Source organism: Isoptericola sp. b408, assembly GCF_030588085.1.
Taxonomy (GTDB): Bacteria; Actinomycetota; Actinomycetes; order Actinomycetales; family Cellulomonadaceae; genus Isoptericola; species Isoptericola sediminis.
On the sequence record NZ_JAUQYQ010000001.1, the window covers coordinates 59549 to 83015 of the forward strand.

Genomic DNA, 23467 nt, shown 5'->3' on the forward strand with positions numbered 1-23467 from the left:
CGGACCGCCGGGTGGGAGCGGCACGGGGCCGCCCCCACCCGAGGGTCACGGCGTCACGCCGTCGCCAGGGCCGTCCGGCGTCGCGCCTGCTCGGCCGGGTCCGGCACCGGCAACGAGGCCAGCAACCGACGGGTGTAGTCCTCGCGCGGCGAACCCAGCACCTCCGCACCGGTCCCGGACTCGACGAGACGCCCGCGGTAGAGCACCGCGATCCGGTCGGCGAGCAGGTCCACGACCGCGAGGTCGTGCGAGACGAAGAGACAGGCGAACCCGAGCTCGGCCTGCAGGTCGGCGAACAGCTCCAGGACCCGGGCCTGCACCGAGACGTCGAGGGCCGAGGTGGGCTCGTCCGCCACCAGCAGCTCCGGGTCCAGCGCCAGGCCGCGCGCCAGGGACGCCCGCTGACGCTGCCCGCCGGACAGCTCGTGCGGGTAGCGGTCGCCGTAGGAGCGCGGGAGCTGGACGGCCTCCAGCAGCTCGTCCACCCGGCCACGTGCCGCCGCGGGCGACGCGGCCCGGCCGTGCACGACCAGCGGCTCGGCCACGCACTCGGCGATCGTCAGCAGCGGGTTGAACGACGTCGCCGGGTCCTGGAAGACGAACCCGAGCCGCGGCCGCATGCCGGCGAGGGCACGGCCCCTGGCACCGCGCATCTCCGTGCCCAGCACCCGCAGCGACCCGCTGGTGACGGGCTGCAGCCCGGCCACGGCCCGGGCGATGGTCGTCTTGCCCGAACCGGACTCCCCCACCAGCCCCAGGACCTCACCGGGCCGGATCGTCAGGGACACGTCGTCGACCGCGGTGAAGCCCGGACGCCGGAACCTGCCCGGGTAGGTGATGGTCAGGTGCTCGGCCCGCACGACCGGCTCGCCGTCGGCCCATCCCTCGGGCCGGGACGCCGCCCGGGCCTCGGCGCGCGCGGTGCCCTCGCCGACCCGTGGCACCGCCCCGAGCAGCGTCCGGGTGTACTCGGCCTGCGGGTCGGCGAAGAGCTCCTGCACGGGAGCCTCCTCGACCACACGGCCCTGGTACATCACGGCGACCCGGTCGGCCAGGTCCGCCACCACCCCCATGTTGTGGGTGATGAGCACGATCGCCGTCCCGGTCTCGTCCCGCAGCCGCCGCAGCAGGTCCAGGATCTCCGCCTGGACGGTGACGTCGAGCGCCGTCGTCGGCTCGTCGGCCACGATGAGGCCGGGGTCCAGCACCAGCGCCATGGCGATGACAACACGCTGCTTCTGACCGCCGGAGAACTGGTGCGGGTAGTGGTCGACGCGCTGCTCGGGGTCCGGGATCCCGACGGTCCGCAGTACCTCGACCGCCCGTCGCCGCGCCTCCTTCGCCGAGACCTTGCCGTGGGCACGCAACCCCTCGGCGATCTGCCAGCCGACCGTGTAGACCGGGTTCAGCGCCGTGGAGGGCTCCTGGAACACCATGGCGACGTCGCGGCCGCGCACCCGGCGCAGCTCCGCGCCGGACACGTGCACGACGTCGGTCCGCGCGCCGTCGTGCCCGCTGAGCACGACGGCGCCGCTCGCCGTGGCCGTCTCCGGCAGCAGGCCGAGGATGGTCTTCGCCGTCACGGTCTTGCCCGACCCGGACTCGCCGACGATCGCGAGCACCTCGCCCGGGGCGACGTCGAGGCTGACGCCGTCGACGGCCCGCACCGGGCCGGCGTCGGTGGCGAACGAGACCGCGAGGTCCTCGATGTGCGCGACGCGCGACGTGCTCATGACTCCTCCTTCGACGGGCCGGTGGTCCCGGCGTCGGCGTCCGACCCGGCGTCCACCGACGTGGCGGCCACCGCGCCGGCGACCTTGCGCGACCGGGACCGCACCCGCAGCCGCGGGTCGGCCAGGTCGTTGAGGGACTCGCCCACGAGCGTCATCCCCATGGCGGCCAGCACGATCGCCAGACCGGGGAACAGCGCCGTCCACCAGATGCCCGAGGTGACGTCCGCGACCGCCCGCTGCAGGTCGTAGCCCCACTCCGCGGCGGCCGTCGGTTCGATGCCGAACCCGAGAAAGCCCAGCCCCGCCAGGGTCAGGATGCCCTCGGAGGCGTTCAACGTGACGATGAGCGGCAGGGTGCGCACCGAGTTGCGCAGCACGTGGCGGGTCATGATCCGCCGGTGCGGCGTGCCCAGGACACGAGCGGCGTCGACGAACGCCTCCCCCTTGATGCGGACCACCTCGGCCCGCACCACGCGGAAGTACTGCGGCACGAACACCACCGTGATCGACAGCGCGGCGGCGAGGACGCCGCCCCACATGCTCGACTGGCCGCCCGAGATGACGATGGCGAGCAGGATCGCCAGCAGCAGCGACGGGAAGGCGTACACGGCGTCGGCGACGAGCACGAGCACCCGGTCCGCCCAGCCGCCGAAGTAGCCCGAGACCAGACCGAGCAGCACGCCGACGACGATGGACGCCGTCACCGCGACGATGACGACGAGCAGCGCCGTCTGCGCGCCCCACACCACCCGGGAGAGCACGTCGTACCCGCCGACGGTGGTGCCGAACCAGTGCTCGGCGCTCGGGGGCTGCTGGGCGCCGAAGGCGCCCTCCGGGGTGCGCAGCTGGGACCAGCCGTACGGCGCGATCCAGCGGGCACCGACGGCGGTGACCACGAACACGGCGCACAGCACCAGCCCCGTGACGAGCATGCCGCGCTGGAGGCCGACGCTCTGGCGCACCTGGTGCACGACGGGCAGCCGCTTGAACCACGCGCCGCGCCCCTGCAGGTGCTCGGGCGCGGCCGGCACCGGGGGCGGGGCCCCCTGGGTCTCCGGGGCGGTCATCAGTACCTCACTCTCGGGTCGACGAGGGCGGCGATCACGTCCACCAGGAAGTTCGTCACCGCGACGATGACGGCCATGACCACGACGATCCCCTGCACGGCCACGAAGTCGCGGGCCTGCAGGTACTCCGAGAGCTGGAAGCCGAGGCCGCGCCACTCGAAGGTGGTCTCGGTGAGCACGGCGCCCACCAGGAGCATGGCGATCTGCATGCCCGCGACGGTGATGATCGGGATGAGCGCGGGACGCCACGCGTGCGCGGTGACCAGGCGCCGCTCCTTCACGCCGCGCGACCGGGCGGAGACGACGAACTCGGTGCCCAGCGTGCTGATCATGTTGGTGCGCACCAGCCGCAGGAACACCCCGGCCGTGAGCAGGCCGAGCGCCAGCGACGGCAGGACGGCGTGCGAGAGCACGTCGAGCAGGACGGCGGGGTCCCCGGTGGCGAGGGCGTCGACGACCATGAAGCCCGAGTCGGCACCCGCCTTGCGCATCTCGATCTCGCCGGCCGTCGAGACCCTGCCCGCGACCGGGAACCAGCCGAGCCAGACGGAGAAGATCAGCTTCAGCAGCAGACCGGCGAAGAAGACCGGCGTCGCGTAGGCGAGGATCGCCAGCACGCGCAGCACGGCGTCGGGCAGCAGGTCGCGCCGGTAGGCGGCGATCATGCCGAACGGCACGCCGAGGACGAGCGCGACCAGCACGGCGTACGTGCTCAGCTCGAGCGTCGCCGCGCCGTAGGTGGTGAGCACCTCGGTGACGGGCCGGTTGTCGCTGATCGTCGTGCCGAAGTCGCCGGTGAGGATCCCCGAGAGGTACTCCCAGTACTGCACGAGGATCGGCCGGTCGTACCCGGCGGCCTGGATGCGTTCGGCGAGCTGGTCGGGGGTGAGACGACCGCCGAGGGCGGCCGTGATCGGGTCACCCGTGGCGCGCATGAGCACGAACACGGTGGTGACCAGGATGAAGACGGTCGGGATGATGAGCAGGAAGCGCACCAGGACGTACCGCCCCAGTGCGCTTCCTGCCGTCGGTGATGCAGCCACGGACAGGGTCCTCGATCAGCCCTTGCTCAGCGCCGCGTAGCGGAACTTGAACGAGGCGTCGAGGGTCTCCTCGGCGCCGGACACGTCCGAGCCCACCACGGCGACCTGCGCGCCCTGCAGGTAGGGCACGGTCGACAGGTCCTGCGCCACCGTGTCCTGGATCTCCTCGATGACGCCGGCACGCTCGTCCGCGTCCTCGGTGACCCCCTGCTCGACGATCAGCTCGTCGACCTCCGGGTTGGAGTAGTGGTTGCCGAGGAACCCGCCGTCGAGGAAGAACGGCGTGAGGTAGTTGTCCGCGTCGGAGTAGTCCGGGAACCAGCCGAGCTGGTAGGCCGGGTAGACGTCGGCGGTACGGTCCTTGCTGTACTGCACCCACTCGGTGGTCTGCAGGTCGACGCTGAACAGCCCGGAGGACTCCAGCTGGTCCTTGATCAGGGCGTACTCGTCGCCCGAGGACGGGCCGTAGTGGTCGTTGGAGTACTGCAGGCTGAGCTCGACCGGCGTCTCGACGCCCGCGTCCTCGAGCACCTGCGTGGCGGCGTCGGTGTCGGGGCCGCCGTCACCGTCGCCGTACATCTCCTTGAGGGACTCGGTCGCACCGGTCAGGCCGGCCGGGACGTAGGAGTACAGCGGGGTGTAGGTGCCCTTGTAGACCTGCTCGGAGATCGCCTCGCGGTCGATGAGGTGGGCCACGGCCTGACGCACGGCCAGCGCCTTGTCCTCGTCGGCGTCGTCCTGCGCGGCGCCGTACGGCTGGGTGTCGAAGTTGAAGACGACGTAGCGGATCTCGCCGCCCGGGCCCTCGACGACCTTCACGCCGTCGTCGCCCTGCAGGTCCTCGATGTCGGTCGAGGACAGCGACCGGAAGGCCACGTCGACCGAGCCCTGCTGGACCTCGAGCTTGAGGTTGGAGGCGTCGGCGAAGTACGACACGTTGATCTCGGGGGTCTTCGCCTCGCCGAGCAGCCCCTGGTAGCCGTCGAAGGCCTCGTAGGTCACCAGCTCGTTGAGCGTGTAGCTGGTGATCACGTACTGGCCGGCGAAGGCCTGGCCGTCCACGATCTCCGTGTCCGGGGTCAGGGCGTCGGCCGAGAAGACGTCCTCGTCCACGATCGGGCCCGCCGGGGACGACAGGATCGACGGGAAGACCTGGTCGTTCGCCTCCTTGAGGTGGAAGACGACGGTGGTGTCGTCGACGACCTCGGTGCTGTCCAGGTTGTACAGCAGCGACGACGGGCCGCTCTCGTCGGCGATCGCCAGCTGACGGTCGAAGCTGAACTTCACGTCCGACGCGGTCAGGTCGTTGCCGTTGGCCCACTTCAGCCCGGACTTCAGGGTGACCGTGTACTCGGTCGGCGCCGTGAACTCGGCGGACTCGGCGATGTCCGGCTCGACGTCCGGGCTCCCGTACGGCGTGTTCATCAGGAACGGGTAGACCTGGTTCATCACCGCGAAGGACCCGTTGTCGTACGAGCCGGCCGGGTCGATGGTCGTGATCTTGTCCGTCGTGCCGATGGTGAGCGACGTACCAGCACCGCTGTCGCCCTCCGCCTCGGAGCCCTCGTCCGTGCCGCCACCGCCGCACGCGGTGAGCACCAGCGCGACAGCAGCCGCCCCGGCAGCGGTCGAGACGGCGCGTCGCGTCCCGCGAATCGTCCTCATGTGTGTTTCCCTCCTCGATGCGGCCTCCCGGCCGCATGCCGTCCACGTTGACGGCAGTTCTATCAGGCAATCATGTCGCCCAGATCACATCAGTGTGACATGTCCGGCAGATCAGTCCGGCCTTCACCCCCTCCACCGGGCCTCGACCGCCCCGCCGACCTAGACTCCCCCCATGTCCCGAGGCAGCGGCGAGGGCCCCGCGGGCCCTGGAAACCCGCCGGGCACGGTGCACGACGTCGGGTCGTACGGCGCCGCGGACACGCCGCCGCCCACCGGCGCCTTCGACGCGCTCTTCCTCGCCGGCGGCGCCCCCGACGACGACGCCGGGCTGGTCCGGGTCGTCGACACCCCGGAGCAGCGCGTCCGCAACCCCTCGGACCTGCTCGGCCTCATCAGCAGCGCCGTCGGCGTCGCCGCGGTCCTCGTGCTGTCCGTCGTCGCCCACGGCACCACCGAGGGCGTGACCGCCGACGTGCGCGCGTTCAACACCCTGCTGGGCGAGCTGCTGTTCATCCCGGTCGCCGTGCTCGAAGGGCTCGTCACGCTGTTCGTGCCCGTCGCCGTGCTCGCCGAGCTCGGCGTGCGGCGCCTCGGCCGTCAGGTCGTGGAGTCGATCGTCGCCGCGACGCTCGGCATCGTGCTCGGCGTCCTCACCGTGCTGATGGTCGGCTGGTGGGGCGGCGACGACCTGCTGCGGTCGCTGTCGATCTTCCGCGACGGGGCCTGGCGGATCACGGTCCCCATCTACGTCGTCGGCATCGCGGCGCTGCTCACCACCGCCGGCCCCCGCACCCGTCGGCGCACCGTCCGCTGGTCGTGGAACGTCCTCTACCTGGCGCTGGTCATCGCGCTGATCACCGGGCAGGCCCCCCTGCCGAGCGTGCTCGTCGCCCTGCTGCTCGGCCGGCTCGCCGGCCAGACCGTGCAGTACGCCTCCGGGGTGCGGTCCGAACGCGCCTACGGCGGCGAGCTCGTCACGGCCGTCCGCCGTGCCGGCTTCCGCCCGACCACCCTCGTGCGGGTCCGGGACGTCACCGCCCCCGTGAACGCCGACACGCCCCCCGCCCCGATACCGGACGAGACCGTCACGGACGTCGACGCCTCCGGCGCGGTCACCGGCCGCACCACCCTGCGCGCCCTGCTGCGCAACCGTCCCCGCTACGGCGGCCGCCGCGGCACCGGCGCCGACGTCCGCACCGGGCTGCCGGCGTCGGACACCCTCGCCGACCCGGCGACCCGCGCCCTGACCCGCACCGGGGACGCCCGCGTCTACGCGATGTTCACGCCGGACGGCGACCGCCGCGACGTCGTCGTGCTCGACGGCGACCGGCACGTCGTGGGCGTCCTGACGCGCCTGTGGCGCGGCCTGCGCCTGCGCGGCCTGGAGGGCCGGGCCCAGGTGTCCCTCAAGGCCGTCGCCGAACGCACGGCGATGCTCACCTACGCCGCCGACGCCGCCCACGTGCGCACCCCGCGGCTGCTCGGCGTGGGCGAGGCCGCGGACTCGATCGTGCTGGTCACCGAGCACGCCGTCGGTGCCGTGCCGTGGCGCGACCTGCCCGACGAGGCGCTCGCCGGGGACCGTGGCCACGCCGTCCTGGCCGCCGTCTGGGAACAGCTGCGGCGCGCGCACGAGGCCGGCCTGACCCACCACGCGCTCACCCCGGACGTGCTGCTCGTGGACTCCCACGGCACCCGCCCCCGGGTGTGGCTGACCGGGTGGGAGCAGGGCGAGATCGCCTCCACCATCCTGGGCCGACGCCTCGACCTGGTGCAGATGCTCGCCCTGCTCGCGCTGCGGGTCGGCCCCGGACCTGCCGTCGCGTCGGCCGTGCGTGCGCTGCCCGCCGACGACGTCGCCGCCGTGGGCCCGCTGCTGCAGTCCATCGCCCTGCCCGCCGCGACCCGCGTGGCCGTGCGCCAGCGCCGCGGACTGCTCGACGACCTGCGCGACGCCCTCGTGGAACGGCTGCCGCAGGTCGACGTCCAGCCGGAGAACATCACGCGGTTCGGTGCCCGGACCGTCATCACGCTCGCCCTGTCGATCGGTGTGGTCACCGCGCTGGTGACCACCATGAACCTCGACGAGATCACCGACGCCGTGAGCCGGGCCAACCCCTGGTGGGTGGTCGCCGCGTTCGTGCTGGGCGCGGTCACGTGGTTCGGCGCCGCGCTGACGTTCGTCGCGTTCTCCCCGAAGCGGCTGCCGCTGTGGCGGGCGACGCTGACCCAGATGGCGGGGTCGTTCGTCGCGCTCGCGGCCCCGGCGGGCATCGGTCCCGCCGCCCTCAACCTGCGGATGCTCACCCGCCGCGGCGTCGAGCTGCCGATGGCCGTGGCCACCGTCGCCCTGGTGCAGGTCTCCCAGTTCGTGGTCACCGTGGTCCTGCTGGTGGTGCTCTCGATCTTCACCGGGTCCGGCGGACTCATCGAGCTGCCCTCGATCACGGTGCTGCTGGCGATCGCCGGGATCGCCGCGGTCATCGCGGCCGTCCTGCTGGTCCCCGCGATCCGCCGGTGGATCTGGGGGAAGATCAGGCCCACGCTGGAGCAGGTGTGGCCGCGGCTGTCGCAGATGCTCGGCCAGCCGACCCGGCTGGCCCTCGGGATCGGCGGCAACGTCGTCATGTCGCTGGGCTACGTGCTGGCCTTCGACGCCGCGCTGGCGGCGTTCGGCCAGTCCCTCAACCTCATCGACGTGGCCGTCATCTACCTCGTGGGCAACGCCCTCGGAGCACTGGTCCCGACGCCGGGTGGTCTCGGTGGTGTCGAGGCGGCGCTGACGGCCGGGCTCACCGCGGCAGGCATCCCGGCCTCGATCGCGCTGTCCACGACGATCCTGTTCCGGGTGGTCACCTACTGGGGCCGGGTGCCCTTCGGCTGGGCCGCGATGCGCTACCTGGAGCGCAAGGGCGACCTCTGACCCCGGGCGCTGGGCCGGGCGCGGGAGCGGGAGCGACGAGCGTGCTCGTTCAGCACGCCATCCCCGCGGATCGGGTACCGAGTGCGCACGCTCGTCGCGCCGGAGGGGGAGCGGACGCACGAGGGCCCGTCGTCCGCGACTCCGCGGACGACGGGCCCTCGGACGCTGACCGGGGTCAGCGGAGGATCACTTGGCGACGGCCTTCTTCAGCAGCGAGCCGGCGCTGATCTTGACGCCGTAACCGGCCGGGATCTGGATCTCCTCGCCGGTGCGCGGGTTGCGGCCGGTGCGGGCGGCACGCTCGACACGCTCGACCGACAGCAGACCGGTGACCTTGACGGCCTCACCCTTGCTGAGGGACTCGACGAGCACCTCCTGGAAAGCGTTGAGCGCAGCCTCGGCGTCCGACTTGGTCAGGTCGGCCTTGGAGGCGATGGCCGAGGCCAGCTCGGACTTGTTCAGCGACATGTGAATCCCTTCTCCGGATCACGACGTACGGAGCCGTACGTCGTCACGTTCACGGCCAGACCGGCAGAACCGGTGGACCGGGAACACACTATGGAACATCCGCGGGTTCCTGCGACTTTTCGCCGTCTCGGCGTGCCTGACCAGCCCCGTGCGGACGGGTGGGTCAGCTCAGCGGCCCCTGGGTCGGGCCCTGGCCGTGGTCGTCGTGGAGCCGGCGGCGCGAGCGCGCCAGCATCAGCGCGGCGACCCCGATGATCGCGACCAGCGCGCCGCCGTACAGCACGGGCATCCCGCCCGCGCCCGAGGAGTCGTCCTGCCCCGGAGCGGACGGGCCGGGCTGCTCGCTCGGTGCCGCGGCCCGGTCGTCCGTCTCGGCGGCCTGCGCGGGGTCGTCGCCCGCGTCCGCCGCCGGAGCGGCGACCTCGTAGGCGAACGACCCCTCGATGGGGTGACCGTCGGAGGACACGGCGCGCCAGGCGACCTCGTACTCCCCGCCGGCGGCCTGCCCGGGCACGGCGGCGACGACCTCGGGGCCGTCGACGGTGACCTCGGCGTCGACCGGCTCGCCGGACGGCGGCGTCACGCGGACCTGCGTGCCGTCGGCGATGACGTCGGAGCTGAAGGTGAGCGTCAGGTTCTCGACCGGCTCCTCGAGGGAGGCCCCGTCCTCGGGGTCGGTGGAGAGCAGCTGGTCGTGCGCGCCGGCGGACAGCGCACCGACGAGCATGACGGCGGTGCCGCCGACGGCGGTCAGCAGCATCGAGAGCGCCACGACCGCGGCGATCAGGCGGTTCCGCCGCTGCGAGCGGACGGGCGTCCAGTCCGGCCCCTCGGACGGGGCGGACGGTCGGGATCGGGGCCGGGAGCCCTCGGGATGGTGCGCCACGACGTCGACGATAGCCCCGCCGTCGCGGCGTCGGCCAACACCGGACCGGTGTCGTCGGGCACACTCGGGGTGTGGACTTCCGCAACGCCTACGCTCACGGGTTCGCCCGGGTGGCCGCCTGCACCGTGCCGGTGACGTCGGCCGATCCCGCCGCGAACGCCGCCGCGATCCTCGACCAGGCCCGTGCCTGCCACGACGACGGGGTGGCGGTCGCGCTGTTCCCCGAGCTGTCGGTCTCGGGGTACGCACTGGGCGACCTGCACCTGGCCGACCCGCTGCTCGAGGCCGTCGGGGACGCGCTCGAGCAGATCGTCGAGGCCAGCGCCGACCTGCGTCCGCTGCTCGTGGTGGGCGCGCCGCTGGAGATCCACGGGCGCGTCCACAACTGCGCCGTGGTGGTCCACGGCGGCCGGGTGCTCGGTGTGGCCCCGAAGTCGTACCTGCCCACCTACCGCGAGTTCTACGAGCAGCGCTGGTTCGCCTCCGGCACCGACCTGCGCGGGTCCACGGTCCGGCTGCCCTTCGCGGCCGAGGAGGTCCCGTGCGGCCCGGACCTGCTGTTCCGCGCCTCCGACGTCGCGGGCCTGACGGTGCACGTCGAGGTGTGCGAGGACATGTGGGTGCCGGTCCCGCCGTCGGCCGAGGCCGCGCTGGCCGGCGCGACGGTGCTGCTGAACCCCTCGGCGAGCCCCATCACGATCGCCCGCGCCGAGGACCGTCGGCTCCTGGTGCGCTCGGCCTCGGCCCGGTGCCACGCCGCCTACGTCTACGCCGCGGCGTCGCAGGGCGAGTCGTCCACCGACCTGTCCTGGGACGGGCAGACCATGGTCTACGAGGCCGGCGACGAGCTGGCCGAGACCGATCGGTTCCCGGACGGCCCCCGGCGCGCGGTGGCCGACGTCGACCTCGACCGCCTGCGCCAGGACCGGCTGCGTCAGGGCACGTTCGACGACAACCGGCGCGCCCTCGGCGACCGGGTGCGCGGCTTCCGCGTCGTCGAGTGGCAGGTGCGCCCGCCGTCGGGCGACGTCGGCCTGCGCCGGCACGTGGACCGCTTCCCGTTCGTGCCCGACGACGCGGCGCGGCTCGCCCAGGACTGCTACGAGGCGTACAACATCCAGGTCACCGCCCTGGAGCGACGGCTGACCGCGATCGGCCGGCCGAAGGTCGTCGTCGGCGTCTCCGGCGGTCTCGACTCCACCCACGCGCTCATCGTGGCCGCGAACGCGATGGACCGGCTCGGACGGCCGCGCACTGACGTGCACGCGGTCACGATGCCGGGGTTCGCGACGTCGGCGGAGACCAAGGACCGTGCCACCCGCCTGGCCAAGGCCCTGGGCGTGCGGTTCGAGGAGCTGGACATCCGGCCCGCCGCGGAGCAGATGCTGCGCGACCTCGGCCACCCGTACGGCGAGGGCGAGGCCGTCTACGACGTCACCTTCGAGAACGTGCAGGCCGGGCTGCGCACCGACTACCTGTTCCGGATCGCCAACCACCGCGGCGGCATCGTCCTGGGCACGGGCGACCTGTCCGAGCTGGCGCTGGGGTGGTGCACCTACGGCGTCGGGGACCAGATGTCGCACTACGCCGTGAACACCGGCGTCCCCAAGACCCTCATCCAGCACCTGATCCGCTGGGTGGCGGACTCGGGCGACTTCCCGGTCGAGGTGGGCGACGTGCTGCGCGAGATCGTCGTGCAGGAGATCTCCCCCGAGCTCGTGCCGTCCGGGGAGGGCGAGACGCCGCAGTCCACCGAGGCGACGGTCGGCCCGTACGCGCTGCAGGACTTCACGCTGTTCTGGACGCTGCGGTTCGGGATGCGGCCGTCCAAGATCGCGTTCCTCGCCTGGCACGCCTGGCGGGACGCCGAGGCCGGGGCGTGGCCGCCGAACTACCCGCACGACGACCGGTCGGCCTTCGACCTGGCCGAGATCCGCCGCTGGATGCTGGTCTTCTTCCGCCGGTTCTTCGCCTCCCAGTTCAAGCGGTCCGCGCTGCCCGACGGCCCCAAGGTGTCGCCCGGCGGCACGATGTCGCCGCGCGGGGACTGGCGGATGCCGTCGGACGCGTCCGCGGCGGCCTGGCTGCGCGAGATCGAGGAGAACGTCCCGGAGCGCTGACGCGGCGCGGGTCGCCCGCCGGCCGGCCCCGCCCGGTCGAGGCCGTCGGGGTGCCGGGGTGCCGGGGGCAGGATGGCCCCCATGACTTCCACCTACCCCACCGCACCCGGAACCACCCGCAGCTCCGTCGCCGTCACGAACGGCTACGTCGTCCCCGTGGCCGGCGACCCCGTCGAGAACGGCACGGTGCTGATCGAGAACGGCGTCATCACCGCCGTCGGCGCCGACGTCGAGATCCCCGACGGCGTCCCGACCCTCGACGCGGGCGGCCGGTGGGTGCTGCCCGGGTTCGTCGAGGCCCACGGCCACGTCGGCGTCCACGAGGAGGCCGAGGGCTGGGCCGGGGACGACACCAACGAGAAGACGGCCCCGAACGGGGCCGCGTTCCGCGCCCTCGACGGGATCAACATCGAGGAGGAGGGGTTCCGCGACGCCCTGGCCGGCGGCGTGACCTCCGTCGTCGTCAAGCCGGGCTCGGCCAACCCCATCGGCGGGCAGACCGTCGCCATCAAGACCTGGGGCGGACGCACCGTCGACGAGCAGGTCCTGCGCGAGGCGGTGTCGGTCAAGAGCGCCCTGGGCGAGAACCCGAAGCGGGTGTACGGCGAGCAGAAGAAGACGCCGTCGACCCGGCTCGGGGTGGCCTCGGTGATCCGCCAGGCGTTCCTCGACGCCCAGCACTACGCGGCCGCCCGCGCCGCCGCCGAGGAGAAGGGCGAGCCGTTCGCCCGCGACCTGACCAAGGAGACGCTGGCCCGCGTCCTCGACGGCGAGCTCGCCTGGGACCAGCACACGCACCGGGCCGACGACATCGCCACGGCGATGCGGCTCGCCGACGAGTTCGGCTACCGCCTCGTGGTGAACCACGGCACCGACGGCGCCGCGGTCGCCGACGTGCTCGCCGAGAAGGGCGTCCCGGTGATCTTCGGGCCGATGTTCACCACCCGCACCAAGGTCGAGCTGCGGAACCGCGACATCGCCCACCTGGCCCGGCTGGCCGAGGCCGGGGTGACCGTCGCGATCACCACCGACCACCCGGTGGTGCCCATCAACTTCCTGGTGCACCAGGCCTCCCTGGCCGTCAAGGAGGGACTGGACCGACAGGTCGCCCTGGAGGCGCTGACGGTCAACCCCGCGAGCATCCTCGGGCTGGACGACCGGGTCGGCGCGCTGCGGCCGGGCCTCGACGGTGACGTCGTGATCTGGTCGGGCGACCCGCTGGACGTCAACGCCCGCGCCGAGCACGTCCTCGTCACCGGGACCGCGGTGTACTCCTGGGACCGGGACGCCGACGGCGGGCGGGGCGCCGGTCGCGTCGTGGAGCGCTCCGCACGGTTCGCCTGAGGTCTGCCGCGAGCGCCCGGGCGGGAGGTCCCGGACCGTCCCGCCCGGGCCCGCTGTGAGACACGCGACAAACACCCGGAGGAAGTTGCCTGGTCGGGCCCGATCCGTGTCGAATCGTTCCCATGCGAACCCTCCACGCCGCGACCGCGGTCGTCTCCGTTGCCCTCCTGCTCACGGCGTGCGCCGGGCCCGACACGGTCTCGCCGGCGTCCGGGTCGTCCGGGTCGTCCTCCGCCCCGGAGGCCTCGTCGGAGACGGAAGCCCTCACCCGCGTCCAGACCACGTGCAGCGGCTACTACGGCGGGGACGACCTCTCGATCGACCACCGCGTCGACAGCTGGGCCGCCGAGCTCGACCAGCCGCTGACCGAGGAGAGCCGCGAGGCGTTCTCCATCATCAGCTACCGGCTCGACTCCCGGATCCGCTACGCGGACAACGGCCCCGTCGCGATGCTGAAGGCGATCAAGACCCCGTTCGACGAGGCGCTCGCCGGCACGCCGGCCGACCCGGACGACGTCGCGGAGGCCGTCGCCTCGCTCGAGGCGATGTGCCAGGACGACGGGTTCACGATCCCCGAGTGACGGCCCGGCGGTCGCGGACCGCCCCCCGCCGGACGGCCGGACTCAGCGGCCGGTGAGGAACCTCCCCATCAGCGGTCCCGCCGTCGTGGAGCCGAACTCGCCGTCCTCGACGAACACCGCGACCGCGAGGTCGTCCGCGATCGCCAGCATCCACGCGTGCTGCTGGGACCCGTCGCCGTACTGGGCGGTCCCGGTCTTCGCGCCGGTCACGCCGGGGACGTCGGCCAGCTCCGAGGCGCTGCCGTCGGACACCACGGCACCCATGAGGTCCTGCAGGTCGGCGGCCTCGGACGCGCCGAGCCCGTCGGCGGTCCCGGCCGGTTCCTCGGCCGGCTCCGCCGTGGCGTCCTCGGCCGACGGCGACGGTGACGCGCTGCCGTCGTCCTCGCCCTCGACCGGGCGGACCAGGAACGGTTCGACCCGCTCGCCCGCCGCCACCGACGCCGCCACCGTGGCCATCCCCAGCGGCGAGGCCAGCACCTTGCCCTGACCGATGAGCGCCTCCGCGTGCCCGGTGGCCGACGCCTCGGTCGGGACCGCGCCGAGGAAGGCCGGGGCGCCCACCGCCGGCTCGCCGAGACCGAGGTCGACGGCCGCGGCCGCCAGGTCCGCCTGCCGGACCTCCGCGCCCGCGCCGATCATGGCGGTGTTGCACGAGTGGGCGAACGCCGTGCGCAGCGTCACCTCACCGGTCGCCTCCTGCGGGTAGCCCGGGACGTTCTCGTACGTGCGCCCGTCGACGGTGATGCGGCGCGGGCACCGGACCGTGTCCTCGGGGAAGACGCCGGAGCGCATCAACGACAGCGCCGTGGCCACCTTGAAGGTCGAGCCCGGCGCGTACTGCCCCAGCGTGGCCGTCGACCAGCCCGCGCCGCCCGGGCCGCTGGCCGCGGCCAGGACCTCCCCGGTCGACGGCCGGACCGCCACGATCGCGCTGGCCGGCTCGACGTCGGCGAGGACCTTCTCGGCCAGGACCTGCAGGTCCGGGTCGAAGGTCGTCGCGACGTCCGCGCCGTCGACGCCCTCCACGCGGTAGGCGTCGCGCAGCACCTCGCCGTCCTCGCCCGCGACCACGTGGACCGCCAGACCGTCGGTCCCGGTGAGCACGGCGTCGTAGTCGCGCTGCAGACCGGACAGACCGACGACGTCCCCCCGCTGCACGGCGCCGTCGGACTCCTCGATGATCTCGGCCGTCGCCTCGCCGGCGCGGCCCAGGATCGGCCGGGCGAAGGACGACGTCGGGGCGAGCTCCATCGTGTCCGCCAGCACGTTGACGCCGGCGATCGACCGTGCGTCGCGTGCGGTGAACGACACCCCCGAGGTCTTGCGGTCCTGGCGGATCGTGATCGCCTCGACGTACGCCTTGTCGCCGGCACCCTCGACCCGCGCCGCGTAGGCCGCGGGATCCAGGCCGACGAGCTCGGCCAGCTCCGTCGCCTGCTGCTCGTACTCCTCCGGCTCGAGGAAGGTCTTGTCGATGCCGATGCGCCACACGTCGCGCGCGGTGACCAACGGCTCGCCGCGCACGTCCAGGAGGTCGCCGCGGTCGGGCGCCAGCACCTCCAGCTCGAGACGCTCCCCGCCGGCGAGGCCGGGCACGATGACGTCGGGCCCCCAGCGCACCTCCCACGTGCCGGGTTCCTCGGAGTCCTCCGGCGGCGGGGCCCAGACCATCTCGGTCTCGGTGGTGTAGTCCCAGGTGTGCCCCGCGGCGAGCGGCCAGCTCCAGGCGAGCCGCACGGACGCACGGGGTGGCTCGTCCTCCTCGGTCGTGGCCTCGACCACCTCCGCGACGGTCACGTCCGGCACGGCGTCGCCGTCGCCGGCCGCGGCGACGAGCGGTTCCACGACCTCCGTGAGCTGCTGCTGCGGGATGGCGCTGGTGTCGGACACCAGCGTCAGCGCCGACAGGTCCTGGCGCGCCAGACCGTCCGCCAGCGCCTCCGCGGTGTCGTCGGGCGCGGGCCGCTCGGGGCCCGTGCACCCGGCCGCGGCGAGCACGGCGGACGTCAGCAGGACGGTCAGGGCGAACGATGTCCGACGGCGCACGTGGCGAGCGTAGCGTCCCGTCTGGCACGCTGCGGTCGTGAACTCCCGATTCGTCCCGCCTCGGCGGTCGTCCCGTCTCGCCCGGACGGTCCTCGTCGCCACGGCGCTCGCCGCCGGGACGGTCGCCGGGACGGCGTCGTCCCCCGACCTGACGGGAGGCACGACGAGCACTCTCGCCGACGGAGCGCCGGCGGCGCAGCCCACCCCCACGGCGGCCTCCCGCTCGACGCGGGGGCGCGAGGACTCCGGGGCCGGGACGACCTCGTTCGTCGGGTGGGACACCGACGCGCGCCGGACCGCCGACCAGCCGTCCGCCGACGGGGTCCTGGTCGCACCGGCCCAGGGGCGACGGCTCGCGCTGCAGCAACGGGTCGACGGCGAGTGGCTCACGCGGAGCACGCTGACGCTGGACCACGGCGGCGCCGACGTCGCGCGGGTCGCCCTCACGCGGCACTGGCGCCACGCGCCGACCACGCGGTGGCGGCTGCAGGCGTCCGCGACCGCCACGGCCGCGGCGGCCACGAGCGCGGTCAAGGAGGTCACGGTCACCTGGGAGGCCACCGACGACCCGACCCTCCCGACGGTGCTGGTGACCAAGGACCGCCCCGTGCGCCCGGCGGGCTACGAGCCGGAGCGCCTGGTCCGTCCCGAGGGCCCGGGCCAGGCCGGGGACGTCCGGCTGGTGCCGGCGGCCGCCCGCGCGATCGAACGGCTCGCCGCGGACGCGGACGCGGCCACGGGCCGCGAGCTCGTGCTCGTCTCCGGCTTCCGGTCCGCCGACTACCAGGAGGACCTCTTCGGCCGGTACGCCGCGCAGCACGGCACGTCGGGGGCGGACCGGTTCTCCGCCCGCAGCGGCCACTCGGAGCACCAGACCGGCTGGGCGGTCGACGTCACCGAGGCGGGTGTCGACTTCACGCGGTTCGGCGGGACCCCGTCGTCGGACTGGGTCGCCGCGAACGCGTGGCGCTACGGCTACGTGGTGCGGTACCCGGCCGGCGGCGAGGAGATCACCGGCTACGACGCCGAGCCGTGGCACCTGCGGTACGTCGGCGAGGACCTCGCCACCTACGTGCACCGCACGGGCACGACGCTCGAGGAGGCCTTCGGCGTGGCGTGACGGCGGCGGGCGGGCACCGGATCAGAACGCCCGGCCGAGCCGCTCCACCGCCTCGGTGAGGATGTCGACGGAGGTGGCGAGGTTGAGCCGCAGGAACCCGTCACCACCGGCACCGAAGTCCCGTCCGTCGCCGAGCGCCACCTTCGCGGTGCGCAGCACGTGCCGGTGCGGGTCGACCCCGGCCGGGACGGCGTCGCGCACGTCCAGCCACATCAGGTAGGTGCCCTCGGCCGGGTGGACCCGGACCGCGGGGGCGTGCTCCGCCAGCAGCCGCGTCGCGAGCTCCCGGTTGCGCACGATCCCGGCGCGCAGGGCGTCGAGCCATGCGTCGCCCTCGGTGTACGCGGCGGCGTGCGCCAGCACCGCGAGGTGGTTGACGGCGTGCCCGGCCTCCTCGGGGACGCGGCGCAGGTCGGCCACGGCGTCGGGCCCCGCCAGCGCCGTCGCGGCCCGCAGACCGGCGAGGTTGAACGCCTTGGACGCCGAGTGCACGGCGATCGCGCTCTCGCTGCCGGGCACGCTCAGCAGCGGCGTGAACGGCGTGCCGCCGTCGGTCAGGTCGGCGACCGTGAACGGCGCGTGGATCTCGTCCGCCACGACGCGCACGCCGTACCGTCCGGCGAGGTCGAGCACCGTCTCGAGCTCGTCGCGGGTGTGGACCGTGCCGGTCGGGTTGTGCGGGCTGCACAGCAGCAGCACGGCACGCCGCCCCGACCCGGGTCGCCCGCTGGCGGGTCCCCCACCGGTCGCCTCGCGGAACGCGGCCTCGAGCGTCGTCGGGTCCAGACGGCCGGCGTCGGTCAGGGGTGCCTCGACGACCCGGCGCCCCTCGTTGCGCGTGTACCCGTAGAACGGCGGGTAGACGGGCGGGGTGACGACGACGGCGTCGCCCGGGGCGGTGAGCACCCGCAGGATCTCCGTGACGGCGACCATGACGTCGGGCAGCGTGCGGCTCGTGGACGCGTCGGGGGTCCAGCCCCAGCGGCGCTGCGCGAACGGCACGAGCGCGTCCGCGTAGGTGGTGCCGCGGTCGTACCCGGTGTCACCCACCTCGAGGGCACGGGTCACCGCGTCGACGACGAACGGCGCCTGCGGCACGTCCATCTCGGCGACGAACATCGGCAGCACGTCCTCGGGATAGGCGGTCCACTTCACCGAGGTACGACGGCGCAGGTCGTCGAGGGAGAGCCGGTCGAGCGGGCTGACGCTGGTGTCGATCACGTCCCCGGTCTAGCAGACGACGCGGACGTCGGCAGTTCCTCCGGTCACACCGCGGCCCGGTGGCTCACACCGTGGCGGGACGGACGACGTCCGCCCACTGGTCCTGCCGGAGCGACTCGCCGGCCTCCTGGAGACCGGACCAGCGGCGGGCGTCGGCGATCGTGTCCGCGAGCAGGGCGCGCAGCCGGGCGTCGACGTCGGGCAGGAAGGACTCGCTGATGCCCTGGACGGCCGTGGAGACGACGGACGGCGCCGCGTCGCGCACGAACCGCTTCGGCTTCACGTGCGTGCCGGCGCAGAACCGACGGGCCCACTCGGCGGTCTTCGGGACGGTGGCCAGCGCCGCGACGCTCTCCGGCGACATGGTCCCCTCCGGCCGGGCGTCGAGGACGTCCAGCATCCGTTCGGCCCCGTAGACCGCCACCGCGAGGGTCTGCTGACGGTCGGCCGGTGCGACGGGCAGAGCGGTCTGGGCGGCTCGCAGGGCGATGCGCACGTCCCAGTGCGGGTCGTCGCTGTTGAGCCCGATCACCGACGGGATCATCGGCGCCAGCCGGGGCCGGTGATGGTCGGACGTCAGGTCGTTGACGGCGCGCGCCAGCATCGCCAGCAGCGGATGGGTGCACTGGGGATGATCACTCCAGCGCTCCCCGGCGAGGAACGACGCCAGCTCCATGAAGCAGGCGCCCTTCTTCGGGTTGCGGTGCTTGCCACGGCCCAGCATGGGCAGTGCGTCGAACGTTCCAGCGGTTCCCACCACGGTGCCACCCCCGTCTTGGTCCTTGCTCCAGTGTGCGCGCGGTGTGACGTAGATCGCAACGGGAAGTCGTCACCCGGTGCCCGGGACGGATCACCGACGTGGCCCGGACGGTGTGCGGCCGACGCCGTGATCAGGGCCATACTGGGACCGTGCCCGAGACCCAGGTCCTGGGTTCGCTGACCCAAGGCGCTCCCGGAGATTCCCCCGCCGACGAGGTTTTCGACCGGATCGTGCGGATCGCCCGTCGCACGCTCGACGTGCAGGCGGCGTCCTTCATCGTGCTCGGGGGCGACGACGTCCAGTACCTTCCCGGGGCCGTCGGCCTGCCCGAGGAGGTCCAGCGGAGCCGTGTCTACCGCCTCGATCGGCCGGCGACACGCATCGTCGCCGAGACCCGCACGCCGCTGATCGTCCCCGACGTCGCGGACGAACCGCTCGTCGCCGGTCGCGGGATGATCGCCGAGATGGGGGTGCGTGCCCTGGCGGGCTACCCCGTCGAGGACAGCCGCGGCGAGGTCGTCGGAGCCCTCTGGGCCCTGTCCGAGCACCGCCGGGACTGGACCGACGCCGACCTGGCCACCCTGTCCGACCTGGCGGCCTCGTGCACGGGCGAGCTGCGGCTGCGCGCCGAGCGGGAGCGGGCCCGACGCGCCGAGCAGGTGGCCTTCCGTGCCCACCAGCGCGCCCAGTTCCTGCTCGGCCTGTCCGAACGCTTCGCGGGCGTGACCACCATCGAGGAGATCGAGGAGACCATCGCGCAGGTGGTCGGCGCCGGGATGGGGGCGCGGTGGTGCTCCCTGGCCCTCGTCGACGCCGACCGCCGGCACCTGCGCTACGTCACCGTCGGCCACCAGGAGCCCGGGTTCCCCGACCAGATGCGCAACCTGCGCCTCGACGCGCCCCGCCCGGACGTCGCCGCCGTGAGGGAGCAGCGCACCCGCTTCTACCGGGACCACCAGGAGATGATCGCCGCCTACCCGGCCATGGCCGGCCTCGGCCTGACCTCGACCGGCGCCCGATCGTTCCTGCCGATCATCGCCGACGACGACGTCGTCGGCGTGGTCGTGTGCGTCTGGGCCGACGAGCGTGACCACGACGCCGCCACCGCCGCCCTGGAGACCACGGTGACGCGGTACGTGGCGATGGCCCTGGAACGGGTCGCGCTGCTCGAGGCCCGCCGACGGGTGGCCACCACGCTCCAGGAGTCGTTGCTGACCGACCCGCCCGCGGTCGCGCACCTCGACATCGCCACGACCTACGCCCCGGCCGCCCGCACGGACCAGGTCGGCGGCGACTGGTACGACGCGGTCGTCCACGAGGACGGGGCCGCCGTCCTGTCGATCGGGGACGTGGCCGGGCACGACGTCAACGCGGCGGCGCAGATGGGCCAGCTCCGGTCCATGCTGCGGGTGCTGGCCTGGAGCCACGACGAGTCACCGGCGGCCCTGCTGTCCCGGCTGGACCGGGCGGACAGCCAGCTCGGGCTGCACGCGATGGCCACCGCCGTCGTCGTGCGGCTCGACCACGACGCCGAGCCCCGCGGCGACACCGGTCCCGACGGGACCCCGGAACGCGGCTACACCCTGACCTGGTCCGACGCCGGTCATCCCCCGCCCCTGGTGCTGCGGCGGGACGGTTCGGTCGAGGAGCTCGAGGCCCGCCCGGACATGCTCCTGGGTGTCGACCCGGGGGTGCGACGCCGCGACCACGTCGACCGGCTGCTCCCCGGCGACACCCTCGTGCTCTACACCGACGGGCTGGTGGAACGGCGCGGCGTACCGCTCGGCGACCGGATGGCCGAGCTGAAGAAGGCCCTGGCGGACGTGCACGGGGAGGCCACCGCGGCGCTCCCGCGCGCGCTGGTGCGCCGGCTGGTCGGCCGCGCCCAGCGCGACGACGTCGCCGTGCTCGTGGCCCGCGCCCGTGTCCCCGCCCCGTCCGGCCCGCCGTCCGCCGCCGGACCCGCCACGGCGGAGCGCAAGGTCGCGCACGAGGACCTCAGCGACCTCGGGCCGGCCCGCCGGTGGGTGGACGACGTGCTGGAGTCGTGCAGCGTCGACGCCGAGCAGCGCCGCACCGCGATGCTGCTCTCGAGCGAGATCCTCACCAACGCGCTGGAGCACGGCAGGGGTCCGATCGTCGTCACCGTCGAGGTCGACGCGACGCGGCTGCGGGTCGCGGTCCGCGACGGCTGCACGCGGCGGCCCGTCCTGCAGGCACCGACGCCGCAGGACCTGTCGGGCCGCGGGGTGCAGTTCATGGAACGCCTGGCCTCCCGCTGGGGCGTGGAGCAGCACCTGCCGGACGCCGCGGTCGGTCGCCACGGTGCCCAGGGCGAGGGCAAGACGGTCTGGTTCGAGATCGACCGGTCGGCCCGGCCGCTGACCGGCGTGGTGCCCGTCGTCCGCCGCCAGTCGCCGAGCACGAGCTCGGTCCCGCTGGTCGAGCGCGTGCTGCCGTGGACGCGCGACGAGGCCCGGCGCCGGCGCACCTGACCCTCTGCGCGCGGGTGTCGGAGGGCCGACCTACCGTGTGAGGCATGACACAGACGGCCTCCCCCGAGGCCGGCGCCTCGTCGGCGATCGAGGAGAAGTTCGAGACCTATCGCCGCGAGCTGACCGGCTACTGCTACCGGCTGCTCGGCGGTGCCGCCGACGCGGACGACGCCGTGCAGGAGACGATGCTGCGCGCCTGGCGCGCCTACGACCGGTTCGAGGGGCGCTCCTCGCTGCGCTCGTGGCTGTACCGGATCGCCACCAACGTGTGCTTCGACCACCTCGGGTCGGCGAAGCGCCGGGAACGCCCCATGGGGATCGGCGCACCGCAGCCGGCCGAGATCGAGAACTTCGGCGACACCCTGGCCGAGGACCGCTGGGTCGAACCCGTCGCGGACGACGCCGTGCTGCCGCGCGAGGGTGACCCCGCGGACATGGCCGTGGGCCGGGAGTCCGTGCGGCTGGCGTTCGTGGCGGCGCTGCAGCACCTGCCGCCCCGGCAGCGGGCCGTGCTGGTGCTGCGCGAGGTGCTGCGCTGGTCGGCGGCCGAGACGGCGTCCCTGCTGGACACCACCGTGGCCTCGGTGAACAGCGCGCTCCAGCGGGCGCGCGCCACGCTCGGGTCGAAGAACCTCTCCCGGGACGCCGAGGGCCGGGGGCAGGTCGACGAGGCGCTGCTCGGGCGGTACCTCGACGCCTTCGAGCGCTACGACATGGACGCCCTGGTCGCGCTGCTGCACGACGACGCCGTGCTCAACATGCCCCCCTACACCCTGTGGGTCCACGGTCCGCACGAGATCGTGCGCTGGATGGTCGGGCCCGGGCACGGCTGCCGGGGGTCGCGGTGCCTGCGGGTGCACGCCAACGGGTCCATGGCGTTCGGGCAGTACCGGGCGTCCCCCGACGGCGGCTGGACACCCTGGGGGCTGGTGGTGCTGGAGGACGACGGCGCGGGCCGCGTCACCGGGATCACGACGTTCCTGGACACGGCCACGTGGTTCCCCCGGTTCGGGCTGCCGGACCGTCTGCCGCCCGCGACCGCCTGACCTCTCCTGCGGGGCCGGTGGACCGCGGGGTGGGGCGGCACGCAGGATGGGCACCGTGGCCCCCGACCGACACCCGCACCGCGACGTCCGCCTCGTCGCGCTGGTCGCCGCCGGCGGAGCCGTCGGGTCCGTCGCCCGCTACGGCGTGAGCCTGGCCCTGCCGCCCGGGTCCGGCGGCTGGCCCTGGGCGACCCTGGCGGTCAACGTGCTCGGCGCGTTCCTGCTCGGCTGGCTGCTGGAGGCGGTCGCGCGCCGCGGGCTGGAGACGCCCCGGCTTCGCCGGGTCCGGCTGTTCCTCGGCACCGGGCTGCTGGGCGGATTCACCACCTACTCCGCCCTGGCGCTGGAGGCCACCGCGCTCACCGGTGACGGCGCCTGGCCCCTCGCCGTCGCCTATGTCGCGGCGACGCTGGTCCTCGGCACGCTCGCGGCGCTGCTCGGGATCCTCCTGGGCCTGCGGACGTCGCGCAGCACCTTCGGACGGCTGCTCCACCCCGAGGAGGGCCGATGAGCGGGCTGCTGGGCGCGCTGCTCGTCGGCATCGGCGGAGGCGTCGGCGCCGCCGCCCGGTTCTGGCTGGCGGACACCGTCAAGGCGCGGCGGCCGGACGGCTTCCCCTGGGGCACCTGGATCGTCAACGTCCTGGGCTCGCTCCTGATCGGCCTCGTCACGGGCTGGTTCGTGTTCTCCGGCGACGCGTCTCCCGGGGAGCTGCTCCTCGCCGTCGGTGTCTGCGGCGGCTTCACCACGTTCTCGACCTCGATCGTCGAGACCGCCACGATGCTGCGCGGCGGCCGGCCCGCCCGGGCCGTGGTGCACGCCCTGAGCACGCTCGGGGTCTCGGTGCTCGCCGTCGCCGGCGGTCTGGGGCTCATGGCGGCCGTCCTCGGATGACCGGCTCGCCGGTGCACAGGCCTGTGGACGACCCGGATGCCGCCGAGGTGGA

The 23467-nt window shown here is 73.9% G+C and carries 18 protein-coding genes; 9 read left to right on the forward strand and 9 right to left on the reverse strand.

The window, feature by feature from the left end; genetic code table 11:
* Nucleotides 1-53 precede the first annotated feature (53 nt).
* Genes Q6347_RS00275 through Q6347_RS00290 form a run of 4 tightly spaced genes read right to left on the reverse strand, consistent with a single transcriptional unit; the run spans nt 54 to nt 5508 of the window.
* Nucleotides 54-1733, reverse strand: coding sequence for an ABC transporter ATP-binding protein (locus Q6347_RS00275; RefSeq protein ID WP_304606307.1), 1680 nt, complete (start codon nt 1731-1733; stop codon nt 54-56).
* On the reverse strand, nt 1730-2800 hold the full coding sequence (locus Q6347_RS00280; RefSeq protein WP_171246183.1) for an ABC transporter permease: 1071 nt from the start codon (nt 2798-2800) through the stop codon (nt 1730-1732). The genes Q6347_RS00275 and Q6347_RS00280 overlap by 4 nt, the downstream gene beginning before the upstream one ends.
* Nucleotides 2800-3843, reverse strand: coding sequence for an ABC transporter permease (locus tag Q6347_RS00285; protein WP_304604681.1), 1044 nt, complete (start codon nt 3841-3843; stop codon nt 2800-2802). The genes Q6347_RS00280 and Q6347_RS00285 overlap by 1 nt, the downstream gene beginning before the upstream one ends.
* Before the next feature lie 15 nt (nt 3844-3858).
* Entirely contained in the window at nt 3859-5508 is a 1650-nt protein-coding gene (locus Q6347_RS00290) for an ABC transporter substrate-binding protein (protein WP_304604682.1), read from the reverse strand.
* Nucleotides 5509-5680: 172 nt separating this feature from the next.
* On the opposite strand from Q6347_RS00290, the gene Q6347_RS00295 reads away from it, so the two are divergent.
* A complete protein-coding gene (locus Q6347_RS00295; RefSeq protein WP_304606308.1) occupies nt 5681-8431 on the forward strand; it encodes a flippase-like domain-containing protein in 2751 nt (916 codons plus the stop codon).
* Between the two features lie 186 nt (nt 8432-8617).
* Here Q6347_RS00295 and Q6347_RS00300 read toward each other — a convergent pair whose 3' ends face one another.
* Both Q6347_RS00300 and Q6347_RS00305 read right to left on the reverse strand, forming a co-directional pair.
* Nucleotides 8618-8899 carry an HU family DNA-binding protein gene (locus Q6347_RS00300; protein ID WP_304604684.1) on the reverse strand — a complete coding sequence of 94 codons (282 nt, stop codon included), beginning with the start codon at nt 8897-8899 and terminating at the stop codon, nt 8618-8620.
* Nucleotides 8900-9062: 163 nt separating this feature from the next.
* On the reverse strand, nt 9063-9785 hold the full coding sequence (locus Q6347_RS00305) for a copper resistance CopC family protein (protein ID WP_304606309.1): 723 nt from the start codon (nt 9783-9785) through the stop codon (nt 9063-9065).
* Nucleotides 9786-9856: 71 nt separating this feature from the next.
* On the opposite strand from Q6347_RS00305, the gene Q6347_RS00310 reads away from it, so the two are divergent.
* From Q6347_RS00310 to Q6347_RS00320, 3 genes are all read left to right on the forward strand, one after another.
* On the forward strand, nt 9857-11905 hold the full coding sequence (locus tag Q6347_RS00310; protein WP_304604686.1) for an NAD(+) synthase: 2049 nt from the start codon (nt 9857-9859) through the stop codon (nt 11903-11905).
* An 81-nt stretch (nt 11906-11986) separates the two neighbouring features.
* Nucleotides 11987-13249 (forward strand): amidohydrolase, encoded by a 1263-nt coding sequence (locus Q6347_RS00315; RefSeq protein WP_304604687.1) that lies wholly within the window; start codon nt 11987-11989, stop codon nt 13247-13249.
* Between the two features lie 122 nt (nt 13250-13371).
* Nucleotides 13372-13830 carry a hypothetical protein gene (locus tag Q6347_RS00320; RefSeq protein WP_304604688.1) on the forward strand — a complete coding sequence of 153 codons (459 nt, stop codon included), beginning with the start codon at nt 13372-13374 and terminating at the stop codon, nt 13828-13830.
* Between the two features lie 42 nt (nt 13831-13872).
* Here the strand turns inward: Q6347_RS00320 and Q6347_RS00325 are convergent, their stop codons facing one another.
* Nucleotides 13873-15879, reverse strand: a complete 2007-nt coding sequence (locus tag Q6347_RS00325) for a penicillin-binding transpeptidase domain-containing protein (RefSeq protein ID WP_304606310.1) — start codon at nt 15877-15879, stop codon at nt 13873-13875.
* A gap of 37 nt (nt 15880-15916) precedes the next feature.
* Here Q6347_RS00325 and Q6347_RS00330 point away from each other — a divergent pair, with 37 nt between their 5' ends.
* Nucleotides 15917-16999 (forward strand): M15 family metallopeptidase, encoded by a 1083-nt coding sequence (locus tag Q6347_RS00330; RefSeq protein ID WP_304604690.1) that lies wholly within the window; start codon nt 15917-15919, stop codon nt 16997-16999.
* 21 nt (nt 17000-17020) lie between these two features.
* Here the strand turns inward: Q6347_RS00330 and Q6347_RS00335 are convergent, their stop codons facing one another.
* On the reverse strand, nt 17021-18220 hold the full coding sequence (locus tag Q6347_RS00335; protein WP_304606311.1) for a MalY/PatB family protein: 1200 nt from the start codon (nt 18218-18220) through the stop codon (nt 17021-17023).
* Nucleotides 18221-18284: 64 nt separating this feature from the next.
* The gene (locus Q6347_RS00340; RefSeq protein ID WP_304606312.1) at nt 18285-18977 is read right to left on the reverse strand and encodes a hypothetical protein; all 693 of its coding nucleotides are present in this window, start codon (nt 18975-18977) and stop codon (nt 18285-18287) included.
* Nucleotides 18978-19129: 152 nt separating this feature from the next.
* On the opposite strand from Q6347_RS00340, the gene Q6347_RS00345 reads away from it, so the two are divergent.
* The 4 genes from Q6347_RS00345 to crcB are packed head-to-tail and all read left to right on the forward strand — an operon-like array spanning nt 19130 to nt 23415.
* The gene (locus Q6347_RS00345) at nt 19130-21475 is read left to right on the forward strand and encodes a SpoIIE family protein phosphatase (RefSeq protein WP_304604693.1); all 2346 of its coding nucleotides are present in this window, start codon (nt 19130-19132) and stop codon (nt 21473-21475) included.
* A 44-nt stretch (nt 21476-21519) separates the two neighbouring features.
* Nucleotides 21520-22521, forward strand: a complete 1002-nt coding sequence (locus tag Q6347_RS00350) for a sigma-70 family RNA polymerase sigma factor (protein WP_304606313.1) — start codon at nt 21520-21522, stop codon at nt 22519-22521.
* Between the two features lie 55 nt (nt 22522-22576).
* Nucleotides 22577-23032 carry a CrcB family protein gene (locus tag Q6347_RS00355; protein WP_304606314.1) on the forward strand — a complete coding sequence of 152 codons (456 nt, stop codon included), beginning with the start codon at nt 22577-22579 and terminating at the stop codon, nt 23030-23032.
* Nucleotides 23029-23415: a fluoride efflux transporter CrcB gene (gene crcB / locus Q6347_RS00360; protein ID WP_304606315.1), complete on the forward strand. Its 387-nt coding sequence runs from the start codon at nt 23029-23031 to the stop codon at nt 23413-23415. The genes Q6347_RS00355 and crcB overlap by 4 nt, the downstream gene beginning before the upstream one ends.
* Nucleotides 23416-23467 lie beyond the last annotated feature (52 nt).

Excerpts from the sequence above, each read along its gene's own strand:
- Q6347_RS00300 (WP_304604684.1), bottom strand. The coding sequence starts at position 8,899 with ATGTCGCTGAACAAGTCCGAGCTGGCCTCGGCCATCGCCTCCAAGGCC.
- Q6347_RS00275 (WP_304606307.1), bottom strand. The coding sequence starts at position 1,733 with ATGAGCACGTCGCGCGTCGCGCACATCGAGGACCTCGCGGTCTCGTTC.
- Q6347_RS00290 (WP_304604682.1), bottom strand. The coding sequence starts at position 5,508 with ATGAGGACGATTCGCGGGACGCGACGCGCCGTCTCGACCGCTGCCGGG.
- Q6347_RS00280 (WP_171246183.1), bottom strand. The coding sequence starts at position 2,800 with ATGACCGCCCCGGAGACCCAGGGGGCCCCGCCCCCGGTGCCGGCCGCG.
- Q6347_RS00295 (WP_304606308.1), top strand. The coding sequence starts at position 5,681 with ATGTCCCGAGGCAGCGGCGAGGGCCCCGCGGGCCCTGGAAACCCGCCG.
- crcB (WP_304606315.1), top strand. The coding sequence starts at position 23,029 with ATGAGCGGGCTGCTGGGCGCGCTGCTCGTCGGCATCGGCGGAGGCGTC.
- Q6347_RS00315 (WP_304604687.1), top strand. The coding sequence starts at position 11,987 with ATGACTTCCACCTACCCCACCGCACCCGGAACCACCCGCAGCTCCGTC.
- Q6347_RS00320 (WP_304604688.1), top strand. The coding sequence starts at position 13,372 with ATGCGAACCCTCCACGCCGCGACCGCGGTCGTCTCCGTTGCCCTCCTG.
- Q6347_RS00350 (WP_304606313.1), top strand. The coding sequence starts at position 21,520 with ATGACACAGACGGCCTCCCCCGAGGCCGGCGCCTCGTCGGCGATCGAG.